15 protein-coding genes, 1 tRNA gene and 1 riboswitch are annotated in these 22,799 nt (G+C 73.8%); of the genes, 6 read left to right on the forward strand and 10 right to left on the reverse strand.

What is annotated here, in order from left to right; all coding sequences use genetic code 11:
* Positions 1 to 384: 384 nt before the first annotated feature.
* On the reverse strand, positions 385 to 2,484 hold the full coding sequence (locus tag AB6L24_RS23430) for an asparagine synthase-related protein (protein ID WP_405658076.1): 2,100 nt from the start codon (positions 2,482 to 2,484) through the stop codon (positions 385 to 387).
* 836 nt (positions 2,485 to 3,320) lie between these two features.
* Between AB6L24_RS23430 and AB6L24_RS23435 the strand changes: the two genes are divergently transcribed.
* The 4 genes from AB6L24_RS23435 (at position 3,321) to AB6L24_RS23450 (ending at position 8,759) form a co-directional block, all read left to right on the forward strand.
* On the forward strand, positions 3,321 to 4,775 hold the full coding sequence (locus tag AB6L24_RS23435) for an MFS transporter (protein ID WP_405658079.1): 1,455 nt from the start codon (positions 3,321 to 3,323) through the stop codon (positions 4,773 to 4,775).
* 121 nt (positions 4,776 to 4,896) lie between these two features.
* On the forward strand, positions 4,897 to 6,102 hold the full coding sequence (gene lhgO / locus AB6L24_RS23440; RefSeq protein WP_405658082.1) for an L-2-hydroxyglutarate oxidase: 1,206 nt from the start codon (positions 4,897 to 4,899) through the stop codon (positions 6,100 to 6,102).
* 285 nt (positions 6,103 to 6,387) lie between these two features.
* The gene (gene trmB / locus AB6L24_RS23445; protein WP_405663276.1) at positions 6,388 to 7,332 is read left to right on the forward strand and encodes a tRNA (guanosine(46)-N7)-methyltransferase TrmB; all 945 of its coding nucleotides are present in this window, start codon (positions 6,388 to 6,390) and stop codon (positions 7,330 to 7,332) included.
* Between the two features lie 59 nt (positions 7,333 to 7,391).
* The gene (locus AB6L24_RS23450; RefSeq protein WP_405658085.1) at positions 7,392 to 8,759 is read left to right on the forward strand and encodes a PrsW family intramembrane metalloprotease; all 1,368 of its coding nucleotides are present in this window, start codon (positions 7,392 to 7,394) and stop codon (positions 8,757 to 8,759) included.
* 28 nt (positions 8,760 to 8,787) lie between these two features.
* Here the strand turns inward: AB6L24_RS23450 and AB6L24_RS23455 are convergent, their stop codons facing one another.
* The 8 genes from AB6L24_RS23455 to AB6L24_RS23490 form a co-directional block, all read right to left on the reverse strand.
* On the reverse strand, positions 8,788 to 9,732 hold the full coding sequence (locus AB6L24_RS23455; protein ID WP_405658088.1) for an aldo/keto reductase: 945 nt from the start codon (positions 9,730 to 9,732) through the stop codon (positions 8,788 to 8,790).
* A gap of 152 nt (positions 9,733 to 9,884) precedes the next feature.
* Positions 9,885 to 10,997: a M23 family metallopeptidase gene (locus AB6L24_RS23460; RefSeq protein WP_405658091.1), complete on the reverse strand. Its 1,113-nt coding sequence runs from the start codon at positions 10,995 to 10,997 to the stop codon at positions 9,885 to 9,887.
* 11 nt (positions 10,998 to 11,008) lie between these two features.
* A riboswitch (cyclic di-AMP (ydaO/yuaA leader) is annotated at positions 11,009 to 11,144 on the reverse strand.
* Positions 11,145 to 11,374: 230 nt separating this feature from the next.
* The gene (locus AB6L24_RS23465) at positions 11,375 to 12,580 is read right to left on the reverse strand and encodes a PP2C family protein-serine/threonine phosphatase (protein ID WP_405663278.1); all 1,206 of its coding nucleotides are present in this window, start codon (positions 12,578 to 12,580) and stop codon (positions 11,375 to 11,377) included.
* 182 nt (positions 12,581 to 12,762) lie between these two features.
* Complete coding sequence (locus AB6L24_RS23470; RefSeq protein WP_405658094.1) at positions 12,763 to 14,028, reverse strand: MFS transporter; 1,266 nt, start codon at positions 14,026 to 14,028, stop codon at positions 12,763 to 12,765.
* Complete coding sequence (locus tag AB6L24_RS23475) at positions 14,025 to 15,179, reverse strand: PLP-dependent cysteine synthase family protein (protein WP_405658097.1); 1,155 nt, start codon at positions 15,177 to 15,179, stop codon at positions 14,025 to 14,027. Before AB6L24_RS23475 ends, AB6L24_RS23470 begins: the two co-directional genes overlap by 4 nt.
* A gap of 76 nt (positions 15,180 to 15,255) precedes the next feature.
* Positions 15,256 to 15,642 (reverse strand): hypothetical protein, encoded by a 387-nt coding sequence (locus AB6L24_RS23480; RefSeq protein WP_405658100.1) that lies wholly within the window; start codon positions 15,640 to 15,642, stop codon positions 15,256 to 15,258.
* Between the two features lie 166 nt (positions 15,643 to 15,808).
* Positions 15,809 to 15,882 (reverse strand) — tRNA-Met (locus tag AB6L24_RS23485).
* Positions 15,883 to 15,980: 98 nt separating this feature from the next.
* Entirely contained in the window at positions 15,981 to 17,210 is a 1,230-nt protein-coding gene (locus tag AB6L24_RS23490; protein ID WP_405658102.1) for an alginate lyase family protein, read from the reverse strand.
* A gap of 218 nt (positions 17,211 to 17,428) precedes the next feature.
* Between AB6L24_RS23490 and AB6L24_RS23495 the strand changes: the two genes are divergently transcribed.
* Positions 17,429 to 18,403, forward strand: a complete 975-nt coding sequence (locus AB6L24_RS23495) for an ATP-binding cassette domain-containing protein (RefSeq protein ID WP_405658105.1) — start codon at positions 17,429 to 17,431, stop codon at positions 18,401 to 18,403.
* Between the two features lie 17 nt (positions 18,404 to 18,420).
* Positions 18,421 to 19,161, forward strand: coding sequence for an ABC transporter permease (locus AB6L24_RS23500; RefSeq protein WP_405663280.1), 741 nt, complete (start codon positions 18,421 to 18,423; stop codon positions 19,159 to 19,161).
* Here AB6L24_RS23500 and AB6L24_RS23505 read toward each other — a convergent pair.
* On the reverse strand, positions 19,145 to 22,579 hold the full coding sequence (locus AB6L24_RS23505; protein WP_405658107.1) for an AfsR/SARP family transcriptional regulator: 3,435 nt from the start codon (positions 22,577 to 22,579) through the stop codon (positions 19,145 to 19,147). The two genes, AB6L24_RS23500 and AB6L24_RS23505, sit on opposite strands and share 17 nt — an antisense overlap.
* Positions 22,580 to 22,799: the final 220 nt, after the last annotated feature.

Below are 22,799 nucleotides of genomic sequence, written 5' to 3' on the forward strand. Positions count from 1 at the left end.
GCCGTCGTGGCGCCGTTGGCCTGGGGGCGTGCCCCACCCCCGACGTCACGGCCCTGTCGGCCTGGGCTGTACCCATCCCACCCCACCCAAGCTCTCGGCTTCGCTCGAGCAGGGCCCCCCATCGCCCTCTGGGCGGCCCAGCCGCCCACAGCGGCGGGGAGGGGGACGGCAGGCGACGGGGCCGTATGCCACCCACTCAGCCCCGCGACGCCGGACCAACCGTTGTGGCACCGGTGACGACGGCTTGGGTGGCGGGTCGGCCGGAGGGTGGGGCAGGTGCCGGCCCGAGGGGGGTTGTTCCGGTGAACGGGTGGGCGGGTGGGAGAGATCCGCCGCGAAGCGGCGGTGCAGGCAGCCCACCCCGGGGCCACTGCACCACAGCGGTCAGCGTCCAGCGCCGAGCGCCCCCCGTTCCGGCACCACCGACCCCGTCGGGACGGCGCGCTGGCGGGCCGGGGTGCCGGTCCAGCAGGTGCCGCGGCGGGAGAGGAGGCGGCGGAGCCAGATCTCGGTGGAGACGAGGTCGGCGAGGCCGTCGAGCGGGAGGGGTTCGCCGTCGGCCGCCGCCCGCAGGGCCTTGCGGACGACGCGGGCCTCGACGAGCCCGGCCTGGGCGAGCAGCGGCGTGTCGAAGAGGGCGACGAGGTCGTGCACGGCGACCCGCAGGCCGGTGCGGGCGGCGGCGGCCGCGGAGGCGTGCGAGGGTGCGCCCCAGCCGGGCGGGAGCTCGGTGACCCCGGCGCCCTCCAGGACGCTGCGCAGGATCGCGGCCCGCGCCCCGGGCCGCACCCGCAGGGACTCCGGCAGCGCCCGACACGCGCGTACGACCTGGTTGTCGAGGAACGGCGCGTGCAGCCGCTGGAAGCGGACCTCGGCGGCCTGCTCAAGGACGCGCAGATCCGCCGCGTGCCGGAACAGCGCCGCACGCGCGCGGAACTCACCGGGCCGCTGCCCGGGCCCCGGTCCTGGCCGCATCGCCGTCTCCTGGAGGCGAACCGATACTTCTGCGAGGGCCTCACCGGTCAGCCAGCGCGCGGCCGGCCCCGGTCTGGCCCAGGCCAGCGCGGCGAGCGAGGCGCCCACGGCACCGCCGGGCTCCTCGAAGTGGCGGTGGAGGAGGCGGTCGGCGAGCGACTGCACGCCCGCGCGGTGCGTCGTACGGGCGAGCTTGCGGGCGGCGCCGTACACGCGCGCGGGGACCATGACGGAGCCCTCGGCCTTGGCGAGGGCCGTCACGGGCCGTACCAGGTGCCGTCGTTTGCGGTCCATCAACAGGTCGGCCAGGCGCGCCGGATGGGCGTCGAGTACCTGCCGCGCGCCATAGCCCGTGAAGTGGTCGGCGCTGCCCGCGGCGAGCCGCGCGCGGTGGCGCTGGGAGCTGACGATGACGGCGCTCGGCTCGTCGGTGAGCGGCCCGTCCAGGTCGGCGTACGGCAGCGCCTCCTCGCCCGCCGCGACGACGACGTGGTGCAGCCGGGGGTTGGCGGCGATGGCGCCCGCGCGCTCCAGCTCGGCCTCGCGGCCGCCGGACACGAGGTCGTTGAAGGTGACGGCGAGGAGCCGCTCCCCGGCGCCGGTGCCGTGTCCGAGGACCGTGCCGGGCATCCCGGGGAGACCGGCGGCAAGGAGGGCGAGGGTTCCCGAAGCGGGCCCTCCGGAGAGGTCGGATCCGATGCCGGGCACGGGCATGCCGCGCGCGGCCCGCCGCTCGGCGGGCCCCATGCCGGGCACGGGCCCGGGGTCGATGTCCGTGCCGGGTACGTGCCGTGGGGCGCGCAGACGCGCGCGTACCGCCTCGACGAGGGCGTCCCTGACCCCGTCGAGCGCACCCGCCTCGTCGGCCGCGGGCGCCGCGACGGCGAGCGAGGCGACGGGTTCGTACCCGGCGATCTCCCGTGCGCCCGCGCGGAGGATGAGCGCATGCCCGGGGGGCACGCGGCGCACGTCCTGGTACGGGGTGGAGTCCTGCAGCGCCTCCGGGACGTCGGGGGCCGCGAGCAGCGCCGCGAGGTGCCCGATGTCCAGGTTGGCCTCGATGAGGTCGGCGAGCGGCAGCGCGGCCGTGGCGTAGGCCGTGCCGCCCGCCCAGGGGGTGAAGAACACGGGCCGCGCGCCCGCGAGGTCACCGGCGATCATCACGCGGCGGCCGACCTGGACGACGGCGGTGTAGCTGCCGGGCCAGGCCGTCAGATGGCGCAGGGCGCCGCCGCGCGCGGCGAACAGGCTGACCCGCAGCTCCTCGTCGCTGGCGCCGCAGGTGCCGAGCACCGCGATGCGGGTCCGGTCGTCGGCCTTCACCGTGCGCACCTCGTCGGCACGCCAGTCACCCACCGCCCACAGCGGGTCCGGGTCGCCCCAGAGCAGCTGGGACCCCACGGGGTGCAGCGTCTCGCCGTCGGCACCGGTGGCACCCGCCGTGCCGACGGCGGCAGCGCCCACGGGGGGTCCAGTGGTGGTACTGCTCCACCCCACCAACCACCGCATCGCCGCCTCCACAGGCTGTGGACGGCCAGTGCGCCCAGGAACCGCTCCGGCACGCGTGACACGCATCCGGAACCGATCCGCGACTGGTCCGCCCGAGTACGGAAACCGGGGACGGGGGGCCGAGGACGGCACCAGCGCGCCCGGGAACCGAGGGACCGGGGTCCCATGCTGCCACGAAGGAGGCGCGCGGGAGTGCCTACGGCGGCGCTCACACCGGCGCGAACGCGCCCTGGGCGATCGGTCGTTGAGGCGGCAACGGCACCGACAAGGGGACGTGGGGCGGCTTGAGCACACTTTCGAGGGGTCGATTTTCGGCCAATTCAGCCATGGCCGAACACGCGCGGACGCCCCTTGGCGCCCCGCGACACCCACGCACAGCCCGGGAGGCGGTGTGCGCCTCCCGGACCGGTCCGCCGCCCGCGGGGATGGAGGCGGCGGTGTCCCCCAGCCCACTGACTCCAGCGCAGCGGGCCGACCCACGCACCAACCATGGAAGCGCTCCCCACATGGCCGGAGAAGAGCGCACACATAGGCGCACGGCCACACACCCGGAGCGCGCGGCGACACCCCCGCACTCCCGTACGGACAACAATCTCGCCATACGGAACTGCGCCTCTTAACGCTTGGGATCCGTGGAACTACGCTGGGTGTGCTGATGTTTTCGCGGAGGCATATACCTGGGGGCTCGGCCAAGTGCTCTTGCGGCCGGGGATCGGGGCCGCGGCGCACGACACGCCGACGGGCCGGGCACCCAGTCGCTGTCCCCCGGGGGAACGCAGCACGAATGCCGTGCGGTCAAGCCACTGCCCGGCAGCCGTCTGTGTCGAGGGGTGGCCATGTCCAGGGAGCAACGCGGGCCGAATGAGAAGCTCGGCACCGTTCTCGCCCTCGCGGGAATCAGCAACGCGGGACTCGCCCGCAGAGTCAACGACCTCGGCGCGCAACGGGGTTTGACGCTTCGTTACGACAAGACCTCGGTGGCGCGCTGGGTGTCCAAGGGCATGGTGCCGCAGGGCGCCGCCCCGCACCTCATCGCCGCCGCCATCGGGCAGAAGCTCGGCCGCCCCGTGCCCCTGCACGAGATCGGCCTCGCCGACGCGGACCCGGCCCCCGAGGTGGGCCTCGCCTTCCCGCGCGACGTGGGCGCCGCGGTGAAGTCGGCCACCGAGCTGTACCGCCTGGACCTGGCGGGACGCAGGACCGGCGGCGGCATCTGGCAGTCCCTGGCCGGCTCCTTCGCGGTCAGCGCGTACGCCACGCCCGCCTCCCGCTGGCTGATAACCCCGGCCGACAGCTCCGTGGCGCGGGACGCCTCGCACGCCTCCCTCGACGGACCGCCCGACGCGGCCCACCAGGACGACGGCGGACCGCCGATGAAGGTCGGCCACAGCGACGTCCTGAAACTGCGCGAGGCGGCCGAGGACGCGCGCCGCTGGGACTCCAAGTACGGCGGCGGGGACTGGCGTTCCTCCATGGTCCCCGAGTGCCTGCGCGTCGAGGCGGCGCCGCTGCTCCTCGGTTCGTACTCCGACGAGGTGGGACGCGCCCTCTTCGGAGCCAGCGCCGAACTGACCCGGCTCGCCGGCTGGATGGCCTTCGACACCGGCCAGCAGGAGGCCGCCCAGCGGTACTACATCCAGGCCCTGCGGCTCGCCCGCGCGGCCGCCGACGTGCCGCTCGGGGGATACGTCCTCGCGTCCATGTCCCTCCAGGCGACGTACCGGGGCTTCGGGGACGAGGGAGTGGACCTGGCGCAGGCCGCGCTCGAACGCAACAGGGGACTCGCGACCGCGCGCACCATGAGCTTCTTCCGGCTCGTGGAGGCACGCGCGCACGCGCGCGCCAATGACGCGCCCGCCGCCGGGGCCGCCCTGCGGGCCGCCGAGGGCTGGCTGGAGCGCGCCAGGGACGGCGACAACGACCCCTCCTGGCTCGGCTTCTACGGCTACGACCGCTTCGCCGCGGACGCCGCCGAGTGCTACCGCGACCTGAAGGCGCCCCGCCAGGTGCGCCGCTTCACCGAGCAGGCACTGTCCCGGCCCACCGAGGAGTTCGTGCGCTCGCACGGATTGCGGCTCGTGGTGTCGGCCGTCGCCGAGCTGGAGTCGGGCAACCTCGACGCCGCCTGCGAGCAGGGGGTGCGGGCCGTGGAGGTCGCCGGAAGGATCTCGTCCGCGCGGACGACGGAGTACGTGAAGGACCTGCTGCACCGCCTGGAGCCGTACGGCGACGAGCCCCGGGTGGTGGAGCTGCGGGAACGGGCGCGGCCGCTCCTGGTCGCCCCCGCGTAGCCCGTGGCCCGCGGCAGGGTCGCCCGCCGCGGGCACGGACGTGCTCCGGCTCTCCCCGTTCGCAGGTTTGGCGGGGATGTCAGTGGCGCAAGGCAGTATCGGGGGTGGGAGGTGAAGGGCGATGGGGCGAGGTGCTGTGGCGTACGACTGTGACGTGCTCGTGGTCGGGGGCGGGATCGTCGGGCTCGCGGCGGCGTATGCCCTGACCCGGGCGGCGCCCGGCACGCGGGTCACCGTCCTGGAGAAGGAGCGCGGCCCCGCCCGCCACCAGACCGGGCGCAACAGCGGCGTGATCCACAGCGGGATCTACTACCGCCCCGGCTCCCTCAAGGCGCGGTACGCGGTGCGGGGCGCAGCCGAGATGGTCAAGTTCTGCGCGGAGTACGGCATCCCGCACGAGGTCACCGGCAAGCTCATCGTCGCCACCGACCGCGCCGAGCTGCCCCGGCTGCACGCCCTCGTCCAGCGCGGCCGGGAGAACGGCATTCCGGTCCGCGAGCTGGGGCCCGCCCAGATCGCCGAGTACGAGCCGTGTGTGGAGGGCCTCGCCGCCATCCACGTCGGCACCACCGGGATATGCGACTACGGCGCCGTCGCCGCGCAGCTCGCCCGCGCCTCCGGCGTCGAGGTGCGCTACGGCGCGGAGGTCGTGCGGATCGACCGGCGCGCCGACCTCGGCGTCGCCGTGCGCACCGCCGCCGGGGACGTCGTGCGCGGCAAGGTCCTCGTGAACTGCGCCGGGCTCCACTGCGACCGGATCGCCCGGCTCACCGGCGACGAGCCCGACATGCGCATCGTGCCCTTCCGGGGGGAGTACTTCACGCTGGCGCGGCCCGGGCTCGTGCGCGGCCTGGTCTACCCCGTGCCCGACCCCGCCTTCCCCTTCCTCGGCGTCCACCTCACGCGCGGCGTCGACGGCGGGGTGCACGTCGGGCCCAACGCGGTGCCCGCGCTCGCCCGCGAGGGGTACGGCTGGTCGGTCGTGCGGCCCCGGGAGGTCGCCGGGACGCTCGCCTGGCCGGGGGCCTGGCGGATGGCCCGGGAGCACTGGCGGTACGGGGCCGGGGAGCTGCGGCGGTCGCTGTCCAAGGCGGCCTTCACCGACGCCGTGCGGCGGCTTCTTCCCGCTGTGCGGGCCGAGGACCTGTTGCCCGCTGCGGCGGGGGTGCGGGCGCAGGCCGTGCTGCGGGACGGGTCGCTCGCCGACGACTTCCTCATCCGGGAGGGGCCCCGTGCCGTCCACATCCTCAACGCCCCCTCGCCTGCGGCGACGGCGTCGTTGCCCATCGGGCGGGAGGTGGCGCGGCGGGTGCTCGCCGCGCTGTAGGGGTGCCCTCGCGGGGCGCCCCAGGCCCGCCCCTCCTCCGAAACCGGGGCTGCGCCCCTGGACCCCTGGGGGTGAGGGTCCCGGGCGGGTGGGACAGACCTCCGCCGGATCGGCGCTCCGCGCCTCGTCCTCAATCGCCGGACGGGCTAAGACGTTGCCGGGGCGGGCTGAAACCGTGCGGGTGCGTTTCAGGCCCTGCGGCGGGTAATTCTCAGCCCCTCCGGCGTTTGAGGAGCGGGGTCTGGGGCGGAGCCCCAGTTCGGGAAGGGGCGGGACTGGGGCGCCCTGCGAGGCCCCACCCCCGGTAAAATCGCCCCCACTGTGTCTGAGAATCCCCGCCCGAAGGGCACCCCCCGCTTCCCCGACGGACCCGCGCCCGACCCGACCGGGTCGAGGTTCGAGCGGCGGATCCGCAGCTTCACGCCGCGCCGCAGCCGCGTCACCACCGCCCAGGGCGACGCCCTGCGCAGGCTCTGGCCCCAGTGGGGCCTGGACATCGACGGCAAGGAAGTCCTGGACCTGGACGCGCTCTTCGCGGCGGACGCACAAGGCGGTGCGGCGCCGGCCGACCAGAGCGCCCCCGCGTCCGACAGCTCCCCCGCCCCCGTCGTCCTGGAGATCGGCTTCGGCATGGGCGAGGCCACCGCCCAGATGGCCGCCGCCGACCCCGGCACCCGCATCCTCGCCGTGGACGTGCACACCCCGGGCCAGGGCAACCTGCTGAATCTCGCTGAGCGGAACGGCCTGTCCAACATCCGGGTGGCGAACGGCGACGCCGTGATCCTCCTGACGGAGATGCTCGCCCCGGAGGCCCTGGACGGCGTCCGCGTGTACTTCCCGGACCCGTGGCCGAAGGCCCGGCACAACAAGCGCCGCCTGATCCAGCCGGAGTTCCTCAGCCTGCTCGCCCCCCGCCTGAAGCCGGGCGGCCTGCTGCACTGCGCGACGGACTGGGAGCCGTACGCGGAGCACATGCTGGAGGTGCTCACCGCGCATCCGGACTTCGAGAACGTGCAGGAGGACGGCGGGTACGCGCCGCGGCCCGACTTCCGGCCGCAGACCCGCTTCGAGGGCCAGGGCCTGCGCAAGGGCCACGTCGTCCACGACCTCCTGTTCCGCCGCGCCGCCACCCTCGCGGAGCAGCCGGGGGCCGCCCCGGCGGAGCAGCCGCAGCCGACCCCCCGGGACCCGGCGGAACCGCCCGCCCCCGAGGACCCGCCCCGCTCCTGAGGCCCCCGGGCCCCGAGGCACCATCGCGGTCCGCCGCAACCCTCGTTACTGTCAAAGCCGTGGCCACCAGTCCCGCGCACCCGACGAACCCGGCAGCCGCCGGGCCCGCCGGAGCACCCGGATCGCGGCATCCGCGCTGGTGGCAGCGGCGGGCCATCCGGGCGGCCGCACCGGTCACACTGCTTGCGCTGTCCGGTCTGGTGATCCTCGCGCTGGTGCGTCAGCAGACCGGCACCGAGGGGTTCCTGGTGGGCCTCGGCCTCGCCACGCTGCCGGTGCCGCTGCTCGTCGCCGCGTTCCGGTGGCTGGACCGGGTGGCGCCGGGGCCGTGGCGGAACCTGTTGTTCGCCTTCGCCTGGGGCGCCTGCGCGGCCGCGCTGATAGCGATCGTCGCGAACAGTTTCGCGACCCGCTGGATAGCCACCGCGACCGCCGACCCGACGAGCGCCGACACCCTCGGCGCGACCGTGATCGCCCCGATCGTCGAGGAGACCGCGAAGGCGGCGGCCGTGCTGCTCGTCTTCCTCTTCCGCAGAGCCGACTTCACCGGGGTCGTCGACGGCTTCGTCATAGCGGGCGTCACCGCGACCGGTTTCGCCTTCACCGAGAACATCCTCTATCTCGGCAACGCCTTCGGCACCGACCAGCTCAGCGGCGAGACCGGCCTCGCGTCGGTGACGGCCGCGACGTTCTTCGTCCGGGTCGTGATGTCGCCGTTCGCGCATCCCCTGTTCACCGTGCTCACCGGCATCGGCTTCGGGATCGCCGCCCTCAGCGGCGAGCGGCACACGGTGCGGCGGATACTCCTGCCCATCGCCGGGCTGCTGCTCGCCATGGGCCTGCACGCCTTCTGGAACGGCTCGGCCAGCTTCGGCGAGTACGGCTTCTTCGTCGTGTACGCCACGTTCATGCTGCCCCTGTTCGGGCTGCTCTGCTGGCTCGCCGTCTGGCTGCGCCAGCGCGAACTGCGGCTGGTGCGCGCCGAACTGCCCGCCTATGTGGCGGCGGGCTGGCTGACCGCGGCCGAGCCGTTCGCACTCGGCTCGATGTCCGCGCGGAACCTCGCCCGCGACTACGCCGCGCACCACCTGGGCCGACCGGGCGGGCGGACCGTCGTCGCGTACGAGACGTACGCGACGACGCTGGCGCTGCTTCGGCACCGGGCGGGCCGGGGCCGGGCCCGCGCCGACTTCGCCGTCCGGGAGCGGGAGCTGCTCGACGCGCTGTGGGAGCGCCGCGAGGTGGTCCGCCCTGCGCTCGCGTACGCGGCGCGGGTGACGGCGCCGGTCGTGGTGCCGCTGCCGTACACCGCGTACGGGCCGCCGCACATGCCGTACGCCGTGTACGGCCAGCCGCCCGGCGTCTGCGCCGCACCGTACGGAACGCCCGGCCCCGCCTACCCCTCGTACAACCCCTACCGCACCTGACGCACGACCCGCCGCGCGCCCGGTCCGCTCACGCCGAAGCGGCGGTGAGGCGGGCCACCTCGTCCTCGGTCAGGTCGAGGTCGGCCACCTCCAGGAGCGCAGGGAGCTGCTCGACCGTGCGCGCGGAGGCGAGCGGCGCCGCCACCGTCGGCTGGGCGGCGAGCCAGGCGAGGGCGACCGTGGCGTGCTGGGCGCCGCGCTCCTCGGCTATCGCGTCGAGGGCGGCGAGGACGCGCCGGCCGCGCTCGGTCTCCAGGTGGGCGCCCGCGCTGCCCGCCCGCGCGCTGTCGACCTCGGCGCCGGGACGGTACTTGCCGGTCAGGAAGCCGGACGCGAGCGAGTAGTACGGAATGGCCGCGAGGCCCGAGCGGGACGCGACCTCCTGGAGGGGGCCCTCGTAGGTGTCACGGGAGACCAGGTTGAAGTGCGGCTGGAGGGCGACGTAGCGCACGAGGCCCTCGCGGTCGGAGAAGTCCAGGGACTCCTGGAGGCGTTCGGCGGTGATGTTGGACGCGGCGATCGCGCGGACCTTGCCGGAGCGCACCAGCTCGTCGAGGGCGGTGACGAACTCCTCGACCGGCACGGACGGGTCGTCGTAGTGCGTGTAGTAGAGGTCGATGTAGTCGGTGCCGAGGCGGCGCAGCGACTCCTCGACACCGGACTTGATGGTGTTCGCCGCGAGGCCCTTGTAGTCGGGGTGGGCGCCGACCTTCGTGGCGATGACGACGTCGGAGCGGTTGCCGCGGGCGGCGAGCCAGCGGCCGAGCACGGTCTCGGACTCGCCGCCCTTGTTGCCCGGCGCCCAGGCCGAGTACACGTCGGCGGTGTCCACGAAGTTGCCGCCCGCGGCGGTGTAGGCGTCGAGGACGGCGAAGGACTGTGTCTCGTCCGCGGTCCAGCCGAAGACGTTGCCGCCGAGGGCGAGGGGGAATACTTCGAGGTCGGAGGAGCCCAGCGGGCGGAGTGTGGTCATAAGGGGCTCAACATCCGCAGCGGGGAACGAATTCCGTGTGTGGCCCACGGAAATCTGCGGCCCCGCTCCCGGATGCGGCTCCGCCGTCGCGGGTTCCGACCGGCGGCCCTGGCGTCGGGGGGTCGTCGCCAGGACCGCCGGAGCCTTGGGTGTTACGGGTTGAGGCCCTTGCCCTGCAGCCAGGCCAGCGGGTCGATGTTGGCGCCGCCGCTGGTGTGGACCTCCATGTGGAGGTGCGGTCCGGTGACGTTGCCGGTCGCGCCGACGCGGCCGATGACCTCGCCCGTGGTGACCTTCTGGCCGACGCTGACGCTCATCGAGGACTGGTGGCAGTACCAGATCTCGGTGCCGTCCTTCAGCTCCAGGACCGTGCGGTAGCCGTACGAACCGGACCAGCCCGCCGACTTGATGGTGCCCGTGTGCACGGCCTTGAGGGGCGTGCCGGTGGGGGCGGCGAAGTCGAGGCCGGTGTGCTGGCCGGAGGACCACATGGAACCGGAGTCGCCGAAGTGCGAGGTGAGGGTGTACGAGGAGGTGGGCAGCGAGAAGCTCTTGGCGAGCTTGGCGAGGCGCTCCGCCTCCGCCTTCTTGCGCGCGGCCTCCTCCTTCTTGCGCTTCTCCTCGGCGGCCTTGGCCTTCGCGGCGGCCTCCGCCTTGCCCTGCTGGGCCTTGGCCTGCTCGGCGGCCTTCTTCACGGCGGCGTCCTCGGCGGCGATGCGCTGGGCGTCCTCCGCCTGGTGCTGCTGGTTCTCGGCCTGCTGCATGATGCGGGCGCGCAGGGCCTCGCCCGCGCCGGTGGTGCCGCGCTCGGCGTCGGCGGTGGTGACGCCCGCGGAGCTGAGCGGCGCGGCGGCCGCGACGGTGGCGGTGTCGGCGCCGCCGGCACCTCCGTCGTCGTCGGATATCAGGGAGCCCACGCCCGGCAGGGACTTGGCCTCGGGGAGCTGGTCGGTGACCGCCGACATGTCCGGCATGGCGATGGAGACCGGGGGCTTGCCGCCCTGCGCGGTGGCGATGCCGCCCGCGCCCACGGCCGCGATGACGCCGACGCCGAGGACGGTGGAGCTGCGCGCGAGGCCGCCGCCGCCCTTCTTGTGGACCCGGTGCCTGCCGCGCACGGGGCGGATGGACTCCGCGGTGGGGTTCCACTCCTCCCACGGCTCCTGGGGGGCGTACCCGCCGAATCCGGTGGGACCCTCGGGTCCTTCGGCGGATTCGTCGTTCGGTACGTAGAGCGCTTCGGGGGCAGGCCGGTTGGACGCCACTGGGGCGCACTCCTTTCCTTCCTTCTCGCCTACCGGGTTAGCTGACGGGTTCGGAGCAGGAAGGTCTCCTACGGGCGTGGTGCGTGCCCGATTCACCCCAATGTGGTGGTTCCCCGGCTCCCTTGCGGGATTAGGCGCGTGCGCACGGAGCCGACTTGAGTGCCGGCTGGGACGACCGCGCTGCGTTATCGAACGTTAATAGACAGCGGTGCCGTATTCCAAGCTGTTCCGTCTGATCGTTAACGCTTACGCTACGAACACAAGGGACATCAGCGGCTGGAGTAGGGCGAGTTGAGCGGAGCCCATGACGCACCGCAGCGTTCTGGATCTCCACGGCTTGCTGACACCGCGCCAATCAGGCTGCGGAGGGGTGCCCTTCAGTCACCGACCGTGATCGGACGGCGTACGGCGAGCATCGCCAGGTCGTCCGTGGCACCGCCCCCGGTGTGCCGGCGGACCTCGTCGACGAGGGTCGCGAGCAGTGAGTCGGGTCCGGCGGGCCCGGGGAAGATCCGGCCGCCGAGCCGGGTGGCGGGGACGTAGAACTCGCCGTCCTCGTCCCGGGCCTCGGAGAGCCCGTCGGTGTAGAGCAGCAGCGTGGCCCCCGGCGGGAACGGGGTCTGGTCGGCGCGGTCCGGCCAGGTGCCGAGGTCGCCCATGCCGAGCGGCAGCGCGGGCTCGGACGGCGAGAGCACGCACAGACGTCCGTCGGCGCGCAGCATCAGTGGTTCGGGGTGGCCGCGGTTGATGATGCGTACGGTGCCCTCGTCGCCGCGCGGGATCTCCACGAGGACCGCCGTGGTGAACCCCTCGAAGGCGTCGAGCCCGTCCCGCCGCATCCCCTCCCTGGCCAGCGCCCGCTCCAGGCGCTGCGCCACCGCCTCCAGCGTGGCCTCCTGCTCGGCGGCCTCCCGGAAGGCCCCGATGACGACGGCGACGGCGGCCACCGCCCCCATCCCCTTGCCCCGTACGTCACCGACGACGAGCCGCACCCCGTGCGGGGTGTCCTGCACGGCGTACAGGTCCCCGCCGATGAACGCGTCGGCCTCCGCCGCCTCGTACCGCGCGGCGATGTCCAGGCCGCCGATCCGCGGGTCGGGCTGCGGCAGGACCGCGCGCTGGGTGGCCTCGGCGATGGACCGGGCGGAGGCGAGGCGGGCGTCGCCGCGGCGGACGACCCGGTTGATGACGACGGCGAGGGCGCCGACGGTCAGCATCGTCAGGAACTCGGTGATGACCTGGACGTCGGCGCCGTCCACGCGGTGGCTCAGGCGCAGCACGAGCACGGCGGCGCAGGACACGGCGGCGGTCGCGACGGTGGTCCGAAGCCGGAAGAACGGGGCGGTGATCAGGGGCGCCGCGGCGAACAGCGGGGACGCGGTGAACTCGGGCGGCGTGAGCATGTCGAAGCAGATCCCGGCGACGAGGAGGAGCGGGGGCAGCGCGCGGACGAGGGCCCGCTCGCGGGGGAGGGTGCGGGTGGTGCCGCCGGGGGCGATGGTTGGCTGGGAGAGGCGGGCCTTCTTACGGGGGCGGGGGTGGGCCGGGCCGCCCTGCGCACCGTCCGGCCCCCCACCACGCACAGCAACCACCACCACTCCACTCCACCGCATCAGCGCCGCGTCGGCCCATCCAGGCTTCCCGCAGCGGGAGCCCGGGGCGACCTGATGTGGGCCGAGTGGGTGAGCCGTGTGGTGGGGCGGGGACGCGCCCGGAGGCGTGCGGCCGAGCAGAACCGGCACCGCACGCCCCGGGCGCGCGAGGGTCAGGCGGCGTCACCCCCGAGCACCGGCACCGGCGCCGCGAGCCGACCGGACCTGCCGAGGGAGCGCAGCGCCAGCGCGCAGCCGGCGCCGAGCGCGGCGAGCGCGAGCCACGGCACCGCGGGCAGCCCCCGGTCGTCCGCCACGTCGAGCAGGGCGCCCATCGCGAGGTTCCCCGCGGTGATGCCGACGCCGCAGACCGTGTTGTAGAGGCCGTAGTGCGTGGCCACCCACCTCTCCCCCGCGAGCGAGACGACGGTGTCCATCTCGAAGGGGTAGAGCACGGCGTTCGCGGCCGCCAGGGCCGCCGCGCACAGCAGCAGCGCCGTGACGCCCGCGTACCCGGGTCCGCCGAGGGCGGGCGGCAGGAACGCGGCGCCCATCAGGGCGAGCCCGGCGGCCAGACACTGCTCCCGCGTCCACGTGCGCTTGCACCAGTCGGTGATCCGCAGCTGCCCGACGAGCGCGACGAGCCCCGACACCACGAACAGCCCGCTGGTCGCGACCGTCGTGGCCGTGCCCCCGCCCAGCAGCCGCTCCACTTCGAGGGGCAGCGCGAGGTACACCTGGAACGACAGGACGTACGAGCCGGTCATGGCGAGCGAGAACAGCCAGAACGGCCGGTTCCCGAACACCGCCCGCCACTGTCCCCGCGCCGGACCCGCGGAGCCGTCACCGGCCGCATCGCCCTTGCGCACCGGGAGGCGCAGCAACTGCACCACCGAGAGCAGGGCGAAGAGGACCGCCGCCACCGCGCACGTGAGCTTGAAGTCCACGCCGGTCAGGGCGAGTCCGACGAGCGGGCCGAGCAGGATGCCGGTCTGGTAGAAGACGTTGAACAGCGCGAACGCCTCCACGCGGCGCTCCGGTGTGCCCGCCTCCGCGGCGACGTACGCGCGTACCGCCGGGTTGAACAGCGCCCCCGCGAGCCCGGTCGCCGCCGACGCGGCGATGAGCACCGGGAGGGTCTGCGCGAACGCGAGCGCCGCGAAGCCTCCGGTGCGCAGGGCGCACCCGGCGACGATCATCGGCTTGTACCCGAGCCGGTCGGCGAGCGCGCCGCCGACCAGGAACATCCCCTGCTGGGAGAGGTTCCGCACGCCGAGCACCAGGCCCACCGCCCAGGCGGCGAGCCCGAGTTGACCGGAGAGGTGGGCCGCGAGGTACGGCATCAGCATGTAGAAGCCGAGGTTGATGCTGAACTGGTTGACGAAGAGGAGCTGCACGGCGGGCTCGAAGGTGCGCGCGCGGGCCCAGACCTGGGTCACTGGACGACGCCTTCCGGTACGTCACGCCGTACGTCACTCCGTACGTCACTCCGTACGTCATCGAGCACGTCACCACACCGCACGTCCCACCGGGGAGCGGTCGCGCACCGTCCGGCCCGCCACCGGCTCCACGCCACCACCCCGTCCCCGGGGCCGGGCACCTCCAAGGGCTCGTCCGGGATCGTGCCGGGGCGGCCGAGCAGCCCGTGCGCCTCGCAGTACTCGTCGTTGAACACCGTGTCGAAGTAGCGCTGCGGCCCGTCCGGGAACACCGCAGCGATCCGCGTGCCGCGCGGCCGGGTGCGGGCGAGCCACGCCGCCACGAGCGCGACCGCGCCCACGCTCCAGCCGCCGGAGGCGAACTGCCGCCCGGCGAGCCGCCGCGCGCTGCGCACGGCCTCGGCGGGGCCCACCCAGTGGACCTCGTCGAAGGCGGCGTGGTCGACGTTGCGCGGGTGGATCGACGAGCCGAGCCCGCGCATCAGACGGGGCCCGGCGGCGAGCCCGAAGATGGTCGAGGCGACGCTGTCCACGCCGACCAGTTCGAGGCCGGGCAGGGCGGCGGCGCGCAGGGTGCGGGCGATCCCGGCGGAGTGCCCGCCGGTGCCGACGGCGCACACGAGGACGTCGAACTGGCCGATCTGCCGGACGAGTTCGTCGGCGAGGGGCCGGTAGGCGGCCTGGTTCTCGGGGTTGTGGTACTGGTTCGGGCACCAGGCCCCGGCGAACTCGGGCCGCTCCATCAGGGCGGCGACCCGCTCGACCCGGGCCTGCTGCCAGCCGCCCACGGGCCCGGGTTCGCGGACGAGGTGGACGCGGGCGCCGTGCGCGGTCAGCATCCGCTCGACGATGGGTTCGAGGCCGGGGTCGGTGACGATGTGGACGGGGTGGCCGTAGTGCACGCCCGCGAGGGCGAGGCCGAGGCCGAGGGTGCCGGACGTGGACTCGACGATGGGCGCGCCGGGCCGCAACTCGCCGCGGGCGCGGGCCCGTTCGACCATGTGGAGGGCGGCCCGGTCCTTGATGCCGCCGAAGTTGAAGCCTTCGAGCTTGGCCCAGTAGCCGCGGCCGCCGTCGGGCGTGGGCTCGTCGATCCAGAGCACGGGCGTGTTGCCCACGGCGGCCGCCGCGGGCTGAAGGTTGCCGATCATGCGGGGGTTTCCTTCGGTGCTTCGGTACGTGGATGGGGGGTGGCGTGGGAGTCCGCGCGGGGACTCCGGGGCACCCTCAGTTCCGGTCCACTCCGATGGCGAGAAGGATCTGCTGGCCCGAATCCGGACAACAGGGTCCGGCGCGGGGCGGCGCGCACCGGGCGAGCCGAGCCGCCGCCGTGTCCGTCGCGGGTGCGCCCCCGAGGGCGTCCTTGCCGGTCTTGCCGCCCTTGCCGCCCGCACCGTCCTGCCGCTCCCGGTCGGCGGGCTGTGCGGCGAGCGCGGCGGGGTGCGCCGATCCGGCGTGCTCGCCGTGGCCGGGGCCCGGGCAGGCGTGGTGGACGGGCGGGGCGGCGGTGACCGCGGTCGCGGCGGTGAGCCCGTGCGGCCCGTGGCACACACCGGCGAACAGCGCGCAGGCGGTGAGGAGCACCACCGAGACCACGTACCGCACCCGACTCATAGTGACCACAAAGCTACGCACGGCACACGAGTCAACGCAAAGCCCGACGCCGACAACGGCGTGAAACCACGCCACGTACAGCCGAAACGCATCCGCTCGGCACGGGTGGGGGCCGCACATGCCGAAGGCCCGGAATCGAGGAACGATTCCGGGCCTTCGGTTTCAGTAGCGGGGACAGGATTTGAACCTGCGACCTCTGGGTTATGAGCCCAGCGAGCTACCGAGCTGCTCCACCCCGCGTCGGTGAACCCAACAGTACGCCATGCGACGTGCGGAAAGCGAACCGGTGAAGAACGACCCCCTCGACGGGGCCCTCCGGGGCGGTCCGTGCCCGGGCCTCACGTGTTCTCGGCGTGCGTCAGCGTCTCCCAGGCCACGAACAGGTCGTCCGTCCCCTCGGGCCGCTGCTCGGCGGTGAGCCGCTGGGTCTGCGGCAGGTCGAAGCCGAGGCGGCCGTGCAGGTGGTTGAGGGCGACCTCGGTGTCGGGCCCCATGTCGCGCTGGACCCGGCCGCCGCACAGCCAGCCGGGGACGGCGGCGCCGCGCTGGTAGCGGGAGTGGAACTCCAGGGCGGCCTTGAGCCGGTCCTTGGTCTCGTCGTACAGGTCGACCCCTTGATGCCAGGCGGTCTCGGCGATGTGCGCGGTGGCGGCGAGCGAATAGCTGGCGTGCTTGAAGTTGCGGCAGGTCTCCTGGGAGAGCCCGTCGGCGAAGGTCTTCTGCCCGAACCAGTACTTCTGGAGCTGCGCCTTCGTGGTGATGCCGCTGCCCTCCGGCGAGACGGGCAGCGGCCCGTCGGACTCCAGGTAGAAGTAGGCGGGCACGCGGGTGCGGAAGTGCTGGACGGCCCGCTCGAACGACTCGTGGTCGTCGAGGAAGACGGCCATGCCGATGGTGGCGTCGGCCATGACGAGGTCCCAGTTGCCGTTGGACTCGGCGGAGCCGTCGCGGACTTGGGGCAGGTAGGCGTTGCGGAGCATCCGCTCGAAGCGGAGCAGCTCGCCGTCGGTCCAGCCGTCGTAGGTGTAGCGCACGGCCTCGGCGGCGCGCGCCCAGGAGGTGGCGGCCCAGGCGGTCTGGAGCCCGGCGTTCGCCTCCGTGTGCCGGGTGAGGACCCGCGACCAGGCGTCCATGATCTGCACGGCCTTCGCGGCGTGGGCGCGGTCACCGGTGATGTTGTAGAGCAGCGCGTGCGTGTACGCGGCGAGCGCGTCCTCCCGCTCCTCGACGCACCCCTGCCCGGGGCGCAGGTCGGGCGGACAGGCCACCACCGCGTACGGCTTGGCGGTGTAGTCGTCCGCCGCGTACTTGCTGGCCCGCATCTGCTCGTACGCCGTGAACCAGGGCTCCTGCCGCGCGGCGACATGCGCGCGCACCCGGTCCAACTGCTTCTTGCTGACGAGGACCCCGGGGTGAGCGAACGGCAGATCAGCGGCCCGCGCCCGCCGCACACCCTCGTCCTCGCCGCCATCACCGCCACACCCCGCGGCACCGATCCCCAGGGCCAGGACCAGCACCACCACAAGCCCCACCCGCCCGCCACGGCCCTTCCGCTCCGCTGCCGCCATCCCGCACCTCCGTATCGGGTCGCGCCCCTGGCAGCGTGCCGTGGGGCGGGTGGGGGCGCAGGGGGTGGTGGGCCATGTGAGGGACGGGTCACCCGATCGGTCGTTCAGGGCTTGCCCGGGGCGAGGGCCGGCCCCTGTCACGGTCGGCGTCTCCGCTGTCAGGACCCGTGTCAGGGGCGTGACAGCCCCATGACAGGTGGGGCCGTGAGCTTGGGGACATGAGAACTTCAGCGATCGCGGTTTCGGGACTGCGCAAGACATTCGGGGACAAGGTCGTGCTCGACGGCATCGGGTTCGAGGTGCCGGCGGGGTCGGTCTACTCGCTGCTCGGGCCGAACGGGGCGGGCAAGACGACGACGGTCAACATCCTGACGACGTTGATGACGGCGGACGCCGGGGTCGTGCAGGTGGCCGGGCACGACGTGGTGAGCGGGACCAAGGGGGTGCGGGCGGCCATCGGTGTGACGGGGCAGTTCGCGGCCGTGGACGAGTTGCTGTCGGGGCGGGAGAACCTGCTCCTGATGGCCGAGCTGAAGCGGGTGCGCAACAAGGAGAAGCTCGTCTCGGGGCTTCTCGAGCGGTTCGACCTCGTGGAGTCGGCGCAGAAGCTCGTGTCGACGTACTCCGGCGGCATGCGCAGGAAGCTGGACCTGGCGATGACCCTCGTGGGCAGCCCGGAGATCATCTTCCTGGACGAGCCGACGACCGGCCTCGACCCGCGCAGCAGGCGCACGATGTGGCAGATCGTCCGGGAGCTGGTCGCCGACGGCACCACCATCTTCCTCACCACCCAGTACCTGGAAGAGGCCGACGAGCTCGCCGACCGCATCGCGGTGCTCAGCGGCGGGAAGATCGCCGCCGAGGGCACCGCCGACGAGCTGAAGCGCCTCATCCCCGGCGGCCACGTCCTCCTCCGCTTCACCGACCCGGCCGCGTACCGGCACGCCGCCTCCGCCCTGCGCGAGGAGGCCACCAAGGACGACGAGGCGCAGTCCCTGCAGATCCCCAGCGACGGCACCCAGCGCGAGCTCCGCTCCATCCTCGACTGGCTGGACTCGGTCGACATCGAGGCCGACGAGCTGACCGTGCACACGCCCGACCTCGACGACGTCTTCCTCGCCCTGACCGAGCGCACCGACACGGGCCTCACCACCGGCACCGACTACACGAACAAGGCGGCGATCTCCCAGTGAGCACTGTCTCCACGGCCATGGCCGACTCGGCGATCATGCTTCGCCGCAATCTGAAGCACACCATGCGGAACCCCGTCACGGTGTTCAACGCGATCCTGTTCCCCATCGTCATGATGCTGCTGTTCGTGAAGGTCCTCGGCGGCGGCTTCGACGTCGGCGTCGACTACATCGACTACGCGACCCCCGGCCTGCTCGTGATGACCATCAGCTACGGCCTCGGAGCCACCTCCACGGCCGTGAACGACGACATGACCAAGGGCATCATCAACCGGTTCAAGACCATGGACGTCTCCCGCGGCGCCATGCTCACGGGCCACGTCGTCGTCACGACGGTCCGCTGCCTGGTGGCCTGCTCCGCGATCATCGGGGTGGCCTTCCTGATGGGCTTCGACCCGGGCGCGAGCGCCGCCCAGTGGCTCGGCGTGTTCGGTCTGATCGTCCTGGTCAGCTTCGCCGCCAGCTGGCTCACCGTCGCCCTCGGCCTCGCCGCCAAGTCGCCGGAGTCGGCGGGCATGGCCACCGTTCCGCTGATCATGCTGCCCTTCCTGAGCAGCGCGTTCGTCCCCTCGGACACCATGGGCACAGGCATCAGGCAGTTCGTGGAGTACCAGCCCTTCACCCCGATCATCGAGACCCTGCGCGGCCTCCTCGCGGGCGACCCGTCGAGCGGCGACACCATCGCGGCGGTCTCCTGGAGCGTCGGCTTCGCCGTCATCGGGTACCTGTGGGCGGTCTCCTCGTTCAAGAAGCGAGCGTGACCCCGGCCAGCTCGGACCAGCCGGTCCGCCTCCCCTCCAGAGCCGCCTCGGCGAACCGCGTGTCGCCGAGGCGGCTCCGCGCCGTCCGCTCGATCCGGGCCGCGTCCGGGTGCGAGCGGTCCGTGAGCCCGAGCACGCCCTCGCCCGCCGCGAGCAGCCGTACGGCCTGCTCGTCCTCACCCCGGCGCAGCGCCAGGTCCGCGACCCCGACGAGCACCCGCGCGATCACCGGCGCGTGCCCCGCCTCGGCCGCCGCCGCGCAGGCCGCCGCCCGGTGCGCGCGGGCCTCGTCGAGGTCGTCGGCGAGATATCCGAGCAGGTCGTACGTCATGGAGCGGATGTTGGCCCGCTCCGCCTCCGCGCCCAACAGGCCCCTCGCCACGTCGAGTTGCGCCCGCGCCTCCTGGACGTCGCCGTCCCACCGGGCGAGTCCCGCCTTCGCGAAGGCCAGGACGGCCAGGGAGCCCGGCCAGGTGACCCGCTCCGCGCACCGTTCGGCATCGGCCAGCGCGGCCGCGCTCGCGGCCTTGTCGCCGAGGAGCCAGTACAACTGCGCCTGCGCCGACCGGATCGGGATGACGTCCTCGGTGGCGCCGACCTCCGCGATGGCCGCGATCGCCTGCTCGTAGTGCTCGCACGCGGCGGCGAACTCACCGCGCACGGCGATGCGGGCCGCTAGCTCGGTCTGCGCGAAGGAGATGCCGAAGCGCTCGCCCAGGGACTGGAATTCGGCGACGGCCTGGGCGAGGTGGGCGTCCACTTCTTTGCCGTCTTGGCCGTCTTGGCCGTCCTGGCCGCTGTGGCCGCCCTGACCGTCCGGCCCACCCGGTCCGTCCGCCCTGTCCGCCCTGTCCGGCCCGTCCGCCCTGTCCGGCCCGAGCATGATCCGCATCTTCCCCATGTGCAGCCGCGCCAGCGCCCGCGCCCACGGATCCTCGTGGGCGAGCAGCTCCTCGAACGCCGGCACCCCCGCGCCCGGATCCCGCAGCATGCGTTCCAGCGGGCCGACGAGGCCGATCAGCGGGTGGTTGCGCAGACTTCGCCGACCGCGCCGGCCGAACTCGTACGCCTTGTGGATCCACTCCGCGGCCTGGTGCTCGTCCCCGGGCCCGGACGTCACGAACAGCACGACCAGCGCGTACACCGTGGCCCGTACGTCGTCCGTCACCTCGCCGGGCGTCCGGACGGCCGCGGTGATCAGCTCGTAGCCCTCGGTCCTGTGCCCGCTGAGCCACCAGTACCAGCCCGCGCCCGCCGCGAGCCGCATCGCCGCCTGCGCCTCGCCCGCGGCGAGCGCGCCGCGCATGGCCGCGCCGATGTTGTCGTGCTCGGCGCCGAGCACGGCGAGCCACTCCAGTTGCTCGGCCCGGCGCAGGTGCGGCTCGGCGGTCTCGGCGAGCTCGGAGACGTACGCGAGGTGAGCGCGCCGCGCCAGGTCCGCCTCGCCCGCCTCCGCGAGGCGCTGCCCGGCGTACTCCTTGATGGTGCCGAGCATCCGGTAGCGGGGCGCGCTGCCGCCCTCGGCGCGGAGCAGGGACTTCTCGGTGAGGGTGGTGAGGAGTTCGAGCACGTGCTCAGGGGCGAGGGCGGCGGCGTTCGCGTGGGCTGCGTCGCCGTCGTCCCCGGGAGCCACGTCATCGGCGTACCCCGCACAGACCCGCTCCGCCCCCTCCAGACTCGCCCCGCCGGAGAACACCGAGAGCCTGCGCAACACCGCCCGCTCGGCGTCGGTGAGCAGCTCCCAGCTCCAGTCGACCACCGCGCGCAGCGTCCTGTGGCGCGGCAGGGCGGTCCGGCTCCCGCTGGTCAGCAGGCGGAACCGGTCGTCGAGCCGGTGGGCGAGCTGGTCGACGGACATCGTGCGCAGCCGGGCCGCGGCCAGCTCGATCGCCAGCGGCATCCCGTCGAGGGCGCGGCACACCCGCGCCATCGTCGCCAGGGTGCCCGGGTCGGCCGCGAGGCCCCGGCGCACCGCCCCCGCCCGGTCGCGCAGGAGCTGGACGGCGGGCGAGGACCCGATGGCGGCCGGGCCCGCGCCGCCGTCCGGCAGGGCCAGCGGCTCGACCTGCCACAGCGCCTCGCCGGTGATGCCGAGCGGCTCCCGGCTGGTCGCGAGGATCCGCAGCCGCCTGCACTCGCCGAGCAGCCGGTGGGCGAACACGGCCGCGGACTCGATCACGTGCTCGCAGTTGTCCAGGACAAGCAGCGTGTCCCGGTCCCGGCAGGCGGCGACGAGCCGGTCCGTCGGGTCGGCGTTCGGGGCGCCGCCGAACAGGGCGTCCCGCAGGTCGAGCCCGGCGAGCGCCGCCTGCGCCACGTCGCCGTCGGGGCCGATGGCGGCGAGCTCCACCAGCCAGGCCCCGTCGGGCAGTTCACCGAGGAGCGTGCGCGCGGTCTCTGTGGCCAGCCTGGTCTTGCCGGAGCCGCCGGGCCCGACGAGGGTGGTGAGGCGGTGCGCGCGGACGCGTTCGCGGACGGCGGCGATGTCGGTGTCCTTGCCGACGAAGCTGGTGAGCTCGGCGCGCAGATTGGTCCGCCGCCGGGCTTCCCCGGGGCCGGCCCCGTCACGCCCGGCCCTGTGGGTCCCGTTGCCCCTGTCGGCTACATGGGTCCCGGCGACCCCATCAGCCCCAGAGCCCCCTATAGCCCCCTCGACCGCACCAGCCTGCCCCTCCCCACCCAACTCCCCCCGCAACAACGCCACATGCAACGCGGCCAACTCGGCCGAGGGATCGATGCCCAGCGCGTCGGCGAGGGCTACCCGAGCACCCTCGTACACCGCCAGCGCCTCACCGCTGCGCCCGCCGGCGGCGAGGGCGCGCATCAGGGCGGCGACGAGCCGTTCCCGTACCGGATGCGCGGCGACCAGACCGGTCAGCTCGGTGACGATCTCCGCACCGCGCCCGAGGGCGACCTCCGCCTCGACGCGGTCCTCCGTGGCGGTCAGCCACAGCGCGTCGAGCCGGGCGACGGCGGCGTCGAAGGCGGCGCTGTCGCGTACGCCCACGTCCTGCAGGGCCGCACCGCGCCACAGGTCGAGGCCTGCGCGGAGCAGCCGCACCCGCTCAGCGCGGTCCCCGGTGACCGCCTGCCCGGCGGCGACAAGGCGCTCGAACCGCGGAACGTCGACGGCGTCGGCGTCGGCCGGGACGGCGAGGCGATATCCATCGGTCCGGGCCTCGATCACCCCGTACGGCAGCAGCTTCCGCAACCGCGACACCAGCCGCTGCAAGGCGTTCGTGGCGTCGGCGGGCGGGGACTCCCCCCAGATCCAGTCGACCAGCGCGGCCTTCGACACGTCCTGCCCCGGCCGAAGCGCGAGCGCGGCCAACAGCCCCCGCAGCCGCACCCCCGGCACGTCGACCAACCCACCGCCGTCGGTACGCACTTCGAACGGCCCCAGCATCCGGATCTGCACCAGCCGAGTTTGCCATGCGCGCGGAATCGGCCATGGGCGAAGGGATGCTCTGGCCGGTGCGGCCGGGGGGTCCTAGCGTCCTGGGCGGAGTGAGGGGCGGCGCGCTTCGGTGAGCGCTTCGCCGTCGAGTGCCGCGACTCGTCGTGAGTCGTCGTGCTTCGTCGTGCTTCGTCGTGCTTCGTCGTGCTTCGTCGTGCTTCGTCGTGAAGGAGAGTGCGTT

This window comes from Streptomyces sp. RK9 (assembly GCF_045070545.1).
GTDB lineage: Bacteria > Actinomycetota > Actinomycetes > Streptomycetales > Streptomycetaceae > Streptomyces > Streptomyces alboflavus.